This is a genomic window from Faecalimicrobium dakarense (assembly GCF_000499525.1).
Lineage (GTDB): Bacteria > Bacillota > Clostridia > Peptostreptococcales > Peptostreptococcaceae > Faecalimicrobium > Faecalimicrobium dakarense.
The window spans coordinates 1-7,754 of sequence record NZ_HG529310.1; the positions used below are offsets into that span (position 1 = coordinate 1).

General features: G+C 27.9%; 8 protein-coding genes. All 8 read right to left on the reverse strand.

Annotated features, from left to right (window positions below; genetic code table 11):
• Window positions 1-13: 13 nt before the first annotated feature.
• The 8 genes from BN899_RS07365 to BN899_RS07395 all read right to left on the reverse strand — a co-directional run bounded on the left by BN899_RS07365 (window position 14) and on the right by BN899_RS07395 (window position 7,679).
• Window positions 14-1,378, reverse strand: coding sequence for a cation:dicarboxylate symporter family transporter (locus tag BN899_RS07365; protein WP_042274229.1), 1,365 nt, complete (start codon window positions 1,376-1,378; stop codon window positions 14-16).
• A gap of 37 nt (window positions 1,379-1,415) precedes the next feature.
• Complete coding sequence (locus tag BN899_RS19000) at window positions 1,416-1,589, reverse strand: hypothetical protein (protein ID WP_154658889.1); 174 nt, start codon at window positions 1,587-1,589, stop codon at window positions 1,416-1,418.
• Between the two features lie 46 nt (window positions 1,590-1,635).
• A complete protein-coding gene (locus BN899_RS07370) occupies window positions 1,636-2,844 on the reverse strand; it encodes a cytochrome c biogenesis protein/redoxin (RefSeq protein ID WP_042274232.1) in 1,209 nt (402 codons plus the stop codon).
• A 30-nt stretch (window positions 2,845-2,874) separates the two neighbouring features.
• On the reverse strand, window positions 2,875-4,266 hold the full coding sequence (locus tag BN899_RS07375) for a dihydrolipoyl dehydrogenase family protein (protein ID WP_042274234.1): 1,392 nt from the start codon (window positions 4,264-4,266) through the stop codon (window positions 2,875-2,877).
• 120 nt (window positions 4,267-4,386) lie between these two features.
• Window positions 4,387-4,728 (reverse strand): winged helix-turn-helix transcriptional regulator, encoded by a 342-nt coding sequence (locus BN899_RS07380; protein ID WP_042274236.1) that lies wholly within the window; start codon window positions 4,726-4,728, stop codon window positions 4,387-4,389.
• 114 nt (window positions 4,729-4,842) lie between these two features.
• Window positions 4,843-5,724 carry an NAD(P)/FAD-dependent oxidoreductase gene (locus BN899_RS07385; protein ID WP_147568514.1) on the reverse strand — a complete coding sequence of 294 codons (882 nt, stop codon included), beginning with the start codon at window positions 5,722-5,724 and terminating at the stop codon, window positions 4,843-4,845.
• Window positions 5,725-5,835: 111 nt separating this feature from the next.
• Window positions 5,836-6,723, reverse strand: coding sequence for a DUF2156 domain-containing protein (locus BN899_RS07390; RefSeq protein ID WP_042274239.1), 888 nt, complete (start codon window positions 6,721-6,723; stop codon window positions 5,836-5,838).
• Window positions 6,724-6,734: 11 nt separating this feature from the next.
• Entirely contained in the window at window positions 6,735-7,679 is a 945-nt protein-coding gene (locus BN899_RS07395) for a C40 family peptidase (protein ID WP_052356720.1), read from the reverse strand.
• Window positions 7,680-7,754 lie beyond the last annotated feature (75 nt).

Sequence of the window (7,754 nt, forward strand, 5' to 3'; positions counted from 1 at the left end):
GTCATATTTTATATTATATACCTTTTTTATCTATTTTATTAAATGAATTTGCAACAGTCACTGCTGATGCCATACTACCATTTACATTAAGCATAGTACGACCCATATCTAGTATAGGGTCTATAGCTAATATGCCTCCTGCAAGTGGGAAATATGCACCCATTCCCATACCTGATATTACAACTGATACAGCCATAGCAGCTGTTCCTGGTATTCCAGCTATTCCTAGTGAACTTATTGTTACTACGATTATTAACATTGCATAGAAGCTAAAGTCCATATGTGTACCTGACATATTTGCAATAGTTACTGCCATTAATGCTGGGTAAATACCCGCACATCCATTCATCCCCATATTAGAACCTAAACTAGTTACAAAACTTGCTATACCTTCATCTACTTTAACATTATCAGTTAAAGCTTCTATAGTTACAGGAAGCGTACCTACGCTTGATCTTGATGTAAATGCTAATATAAGAGGCTTTGAAACATTTTTTATATATTTTATAGGATTTATACCATTTAAACTTATTATAATTAAATGTATTATAAACATTATAAATACACTTACATATAAAGCTACTATAAAGTCTATTACACCGAATATAGAACTAATTCCACGACCTACTATTGTATTTGCCATAAGAGCTATAACTGCATATGGCATAAACTTTATAACAGTTATAGATACACTAACTATTATTTTATAAAAGGCTTCTATTAAATCTACAAAAGGCTTTATTAGATCCGAATATTTTTTATTTAATCTTTTTATAGCTAAACCAATAAATGTTGCAAATATTACTACTGCTACTATATTAGCATCAGCCATTGCTTTTACTGGATTTGATGGTAATAAACTTCTTAGTGTATCTACTACTGGAGTTATCTCTTTCATTTCACCACTTGCCACTGCAACTTGTTGTCCAGCTCCTAATTTAAATAGATTACCTATTATGATTCCGATAATTGCTGCTACTGCAGTTGTACCAAGTAACATTATTATTGTTCTTGAAGTTAACTTATTTATATCTTCTCCTTCTTTTAAGTTCATAATAACTCTTATTATTGATACAAATACAATTGGAACTACAAGCATTTTTAATATGTCCATAAATCCATAACCTATAAGACCATACCACTTGTCTACTTCAGTTAACCATTTTATAGTACTTGGGTCTTTAGGAAATCTTGCTATATATTGAATTACCACCCCCAGTCCTATACCTAATAAAGTTGATATTATCATCAACTTTGTGAAATTTACTTTTTTGCTTAACTTTTTAGTTATAAAAAATAATCCTATTAATATTACTATTGAAACTAATGTTAATACATTTGTTATCATAAGAAATTGTGAAAAAAATGTTGAGTTCATATTGTTTCCTCCTTCCATAATGTCTAATTTATATATTTTATTTTTCTTTACTTGGAATAAACGATGTTATGAAACCTAACGCTGATATTATTATTGATAAATACAATAAATTATTATTTTCATCAATAGGACATGTTCCTGGTGGCATACTTTTTCTGCTATCATATACCACGTATAAACTATACAGGGATAATAATATCCCTGTATTCATTAGATAATTACTGAGCTTTTTTATGTTTATTTTCATAAAATCACCTCTATCTAAAGCTTTCTATAAGTTGCTTCATAGTTTCTTTATTCATTGCTCCTGGAACATATTGAGTTATATATCCTTCTTTATCTATTATAAATGTTGATGGAAATGCATTTATTCCATATTGATAAACTAAACTTCCACCTTCATCAAGAACTACAGGGAAAGTATGACCTTCTTTATTTAAGAAGCTTTTTATATGTTCTTGACTGCCTTCATTTCCTAAATTTGGAGAAGCTAATCCAAGTATTACAACATCATCATTATTTTTATTATACTCGTTATATAACTCTTCTATATATGGCATTTCTTCTCTACACGGAGGACACCATGTAGCCCAGAAATTTAAAAATATAGTTTTTCCTTTATAATCACTTAGTTTATGTTCTTTTCCATATTGATCATATAAAGTAAAATCTAAAGCTTTTACTTTTTCACTAGTGTTTTCTTCATTTTGACTATTATTTTCTTTATTTTGACTTTGATTATTTTCAACTTTATTTTTATTTGCTGTATTAAAATGATTAATAGTTCCATCAAATCCATTTGCAAACATAATTAAACCTGATACTATAAGTATAACTCCACCAATTTTTTTAATTACATCCATATAGTTTTTTATTTTATCCATTGTCTTAAACAACTTATTATAAAATAATGATACTATTATAAAAGGTAGTATAAAACCTATAGTATAAACTATTATAAGTAAATTTGATGTAGCTATATTATTAGAACTTGATGACATTATAAGCACAGATGCAAGTATTGGCCCTATACATGGCGTCCATCCAAAGCTAAATGTAAATCCTAATAAAAATGATGAAATAGGATTCATTTCCTTAGCTTTCATATTAAATCTTTTTTCTTTATTTAACATAGATGATTTAATAAGCCCCATGTAAAACATCCCCATAAGGACTATAATAAGACCACCAATTGACATTATTATATCCTTATTAGTATTAAAAAATGAGCTTAAAGCATTTACTGATGATCCTAATATAAAGAATGTAGTTGATATACCTAATGTAAAGAATAAGGTATTTTTAAATAGTAAACTACTTGTAAATCTAGTACGTTCATCTTTTAAATTGTTTATACTACTGTTCGACAGCATGCTTAAGTATATTGGTAGTATAGGCAATATACACGGTGAGAAAAAGGATAGTATTCCTTCTATAAACACCACAACTAAGTTTATTTTTTCCATAATCCACTCCTTAAAATTATTAATTTAATACTATACTTCTTTTATCATAGCTGGTGATAATATATCATTAAGAGCTTCTGTCATAGTTGGGTGTGCATATATTCTATCTCTTAAATAAGTGTATTTAACTTCTAAATCTACAGCTAATTGTATCAGATGAATCATTTCACTAGATTCTTTGGCAATCATAGTTGCACCTAAAACTTTTTCACTATCTTTATCTATTACTATCTTTATAAAACCATCAGTTTTTCCTATTTGCTTAGCTCTTGGTATAGCCTCCGTAGCCATTTTTGCTACTAATACATTGTAACCTTTTTCTTTCGCTTCTTTTACATTTAATCCAACTCTAGAGAATGCTGGGTCTATAAACAGTGCACTTGGAACATTCTTTCTATCACTAGTTTTTCTACTTTTATCTCCAAATAATTGGTTAATTATTATACGATAGTCATCTAATGATATATAAGTAAATTGTGGACCTCCGTTTATATCACCTAATGCCCATATATTTTTAATGTTTGTTTCTAAAACATCATTTACTTCTATAAATCCTCTAGTGTCTAACTTTATACCCGCATTTTCTAACTTTAACCCTTCAGTATTTGCTTTTCTACCTGTAGCCACTAAAACTATATCACTTAATAACTCTTTTTCCTCACCATTTTTTGTATATATTAACTTAGCTAACTTTTCTTCTTCTTTTATTTCTTTTATAGATACTTCATTTATAAAACTTACATTTCTTTTTTGTAATATGTTTATTATTTCATTAGTATCTTCTTCGTCTTCTTTAGGTAATATAGTGCTGTGAGTATTTATAACAGTTACTTGACTTCCAAACGAGCTATATATACCTGCAAACTCTAAACCTATAAATCCTGCTCCTATTATAGTCATCTTTTTAGGCAATTCTTTTAAGTTCATTATCGTTTCATTGGTATGAACTATGTTAGAGTTTTCTATTCCTTCTATATTTGGTATAAATGGTTTTGATCCTGTGTTTATAAATATTTTTTCTCCTTCTAGTAAAAGAGTTTCTCCATCTATAGTATTAACTTCAATAGTTCTTTCATTTACAAATGAACCTTGTCCTGTGAATATAGTTATATTTTCATTTGAATTTAACTTATTGTAATTTGCACCTCTTAATTTAGTAATTAAAGTTTCTTTTTTATTTATAGATTCTTCATATTTAACTTGCATTTTATCAAATTCATTTATATTTTCTCTTCTTATTATGCTAGCTTCATTTTCTAAAATCTTAGTTGGTATACATGCTTGGTTTATGCATGTTCCTCCATACATTTTTGACGATTTTTCTACTAAAGCCACTTTTTGACCCCTATTAGCTAAATCTCCAGCTAATGTTTTTCCGCCTTTTCCAAAACCTATTATTATTGCATCAAATTTATTTTTCATATTAATCAACCCTTCCTCATTATATGGTGTATTATATTCATCTTATACATACACTATAGCAAGGAAGGGCCTTGGTCTCAATTAGGCACTTTTTTGTAACTACCCATATTATTTAATTTTTTATTTGCCACATGAAAGGTTACTATTGCTCCAATAGATCATTCTCTCCATAAGAGGAAGTAATGCTAATCCAGATTCACTTAAATAATAATTAGATTCTACTGTATTATTACTTACCTTTTTATCATTAAGTACAATTCCATTATTTATTAGCAATTCAAGTTGCTGTGTTAGCATTTTTTTACTGCATCCTTCTACACTTCTTTGCAATTCCCCAAACCTCATTTTTTTATTTTGTAACTCCCAAATTATTACTGCAACCCATTTCTTTCCTAATATATTAGATAACGCTTCTACCGGACAATCATATATAATTTCATCTATATTATAAGCTTTAGTCATTTTATATCTCCTATTTTATTAAATCATATTTATTTTTTATATTATATCATTAATAAGTTAGTTTTCAAATAAAAAAACTCATCTGTAATTTACAAATGAGTTTTTCTTAATTTACTATGCATTTAAAAGTGTCTTTTCTTTAATTCTTTTTTTATCTAAGTATGAAATAGCACTAGATACTGCTATTTGGCCTTGACCTGCTGATTTTAGATACTGGTATGGCTTGCCAGCGCAATCTCCTGCTACATATAAGCCTTCAATATTAGTATTCATATCCTTATCACATTTTATATGAGGGCCTTCAACTTCTAATCCTGGAACCATATATTTTGGAGAAACACTATCTTTTATTATAAATATACCATCTATGTCTAATTCACTATTTTTTAGTACTAATTTATTAGCTAATTGATCTCCCTTTATTTCTACTGGTCTATCTTCTATTATATTTATACTATCATTAAGTTTACTTTCTAATTTGTACGTAGGTATATAAGTAACACTTTTTGCTATTTCACTTAAAAAGTTTGCTTCCTCTTCTGCTTCATGATTATGACCTATTATTGCAACATCCTTGTTTTTATATAACATTGCATCACATGTTGCACAGTATCCTACACCTTTTCCTAAAAACTCTTCTTCACCTTTTAACATTCTTCCATATTCTACACCAGTGGCTAGTACAACTGTAGTTGCTTCATATATATCATCTCCTGAAGCTATTGCAAAATACTCACCCATACTGTATATATTATTAACTCTTTTTTCAGTTATTTCTATTCCCATATCATCTATATGTTCTTTGAATTTATTTTTTAAATTTAATCCACTTATACTATTAATACCTAAGTAATTGTCTATTGATGGAGCTTTTACAAGCTTTGCACTTATATTGTCATTTCCAAATACAATTATATTTTTATTTCTGATTTTTGCATTTATTGCTGCTGCAAGTCCCGCAGGACCACTACCAACTATTGCTATATCATATCTCATAATCTCACCTATCGTCTAATTATTTTAATTAGCCTTTCTTTAGTTAATTTATATATTTACTATAACAATTGTCTTTATATCTAACAATTAGGCACTTATTAGTAACCTAATTTATAACACTGTTACTGTGTATTTTTCAGTGAATTTTATTGGATGATAAGAAAGCTTTGCCTTTCTAAGACCTTCTATTCCCAAATCTTCTTCTCTATTTATAAATTTAGCTTCACTAAATTCATTAAGTATAAATTGTTGATTAATATATTGATATAATCCTCTAATATCTGGATCAGCCTTTTCAATATGTATTAATGCCATATCATCAGTTAGCATTTCTCCTATAGAGAATGCTTGTAGCTTATTATCAATATATATTCCTCCAACTTTTATTCTGTATTTTAAATGTGCATAATTTTTAAATACTTTATCAATAGCTTTTCTTTCAGTTTCTATTTCTTCATTTATTTCTTTATTATCCATCCAATTATCTAATAATTCTATGCATTCATTAAAATCATTATCATCCAATCTTTTATATTTCACGTTGTCATATTCTTTTAAAAAATAATTTAAGTGATTTCTTTTCTTTTGATTTTTCTTCCCAGCTAAAGTTCTTAAACTTTCTCCTTCATAAACATAATCAAAATTATCTCTATCTTCCTTATAAATAAATTTATCTGGATATTCATTTTCTATATAATCTATAAATTCTTTTGTTATTGCCTTTAAAGTGATTTTTTTATTACTTTCTTTAAAATAATTGAATATAAATTTCATAGCATACTTTATATTATCTTTAGATGTAAGTGGTTGTATAACAAAATGCTTACCTTCATACTCTCCAGATATTATTATAAATTTTTCTTCTTGATAGTATTTTATATTATATAAGTCTTTCCACATATATAAAGTCGTAAAACAATATTCACACGCTTCATAGTCTACTAAATCAAAATATTTATCAATTATTTTTTTCGACTCTATATCTATTAGTTTAAACATGTTGCCTCCATCTACATTATCCTCTTAGCTCCCACGTATACCTTTTGCCAGTAAGATGAGTTTATATCTACTTTTTTTACTACGCCTTTAGAATTAGGTGCATGTATCATTTTACCTTCTCCTACATAAATTCCAACATGAGTTACTTTTCCACTTCCATCTGTACTAGAAAAAATTAAATCTCCCGGCTGTAAATTCGATTGACTTACAGATTTTCCTGCTTTGTATTGATCTCTTGATACTCTAGGTGTCTTTATTCCATGTTGACCATATACATAGTGAACTAGCCCAGAACAGTCAAAACTATTTGGCCCTTCTGCTCCCCATACATATGGTTTTCCTAATTGCTCATGAGCTTTTTTTACTATTTCTTGTACTTTATTTAATTGGGGTTTTGACCCATTATCAACTTCCGTTGGTTTATTATTACTTTCTGCTTTATATAAATTTATATAATCAGAACTTGCCCATCCTAATTTTCCATTTGATAATTTTACTTTGTACCATCCACTACTTTTTTCTAATAAATCAACTACTTGTCCATTACTTAATTTAGTTATTATTGAAGAACTAGTTGAAGCTTCTTTTCTTAAGTTTAACTTTGAGCTAACATTTACTTTACCTTTTTGTCCAGATAAGCTTACTGAGTTACTCTGTCCTGAATTATTTGATCCTGAATTAATTTGTGATACATTTATATAATTAGAACTTGCCCATCCTAATTTTCCATTTGATAACTTTACCTTATACCACCCATTATTCTTTTCTAGTATGCTTACTTTTTCAGATTTTTTTGCTTTGTATATTACATTGTAAGATGTGCTAGGTCCAGTTCTTATATTTAAAACACTTGCGTTTACTATTCCTTCTTGGTTGTTAGCATATGTATAAGGTATTGATATAGCAGTACCCACTATTGCCAGTCCTGCTGAAATCTTTATATTTTTACTTATCATAGTTATTCTCCTTATGTCTATTTTGTCTTTACTAACAATATATCAAATTAAATGGTATTATTTAATAAGTTACTT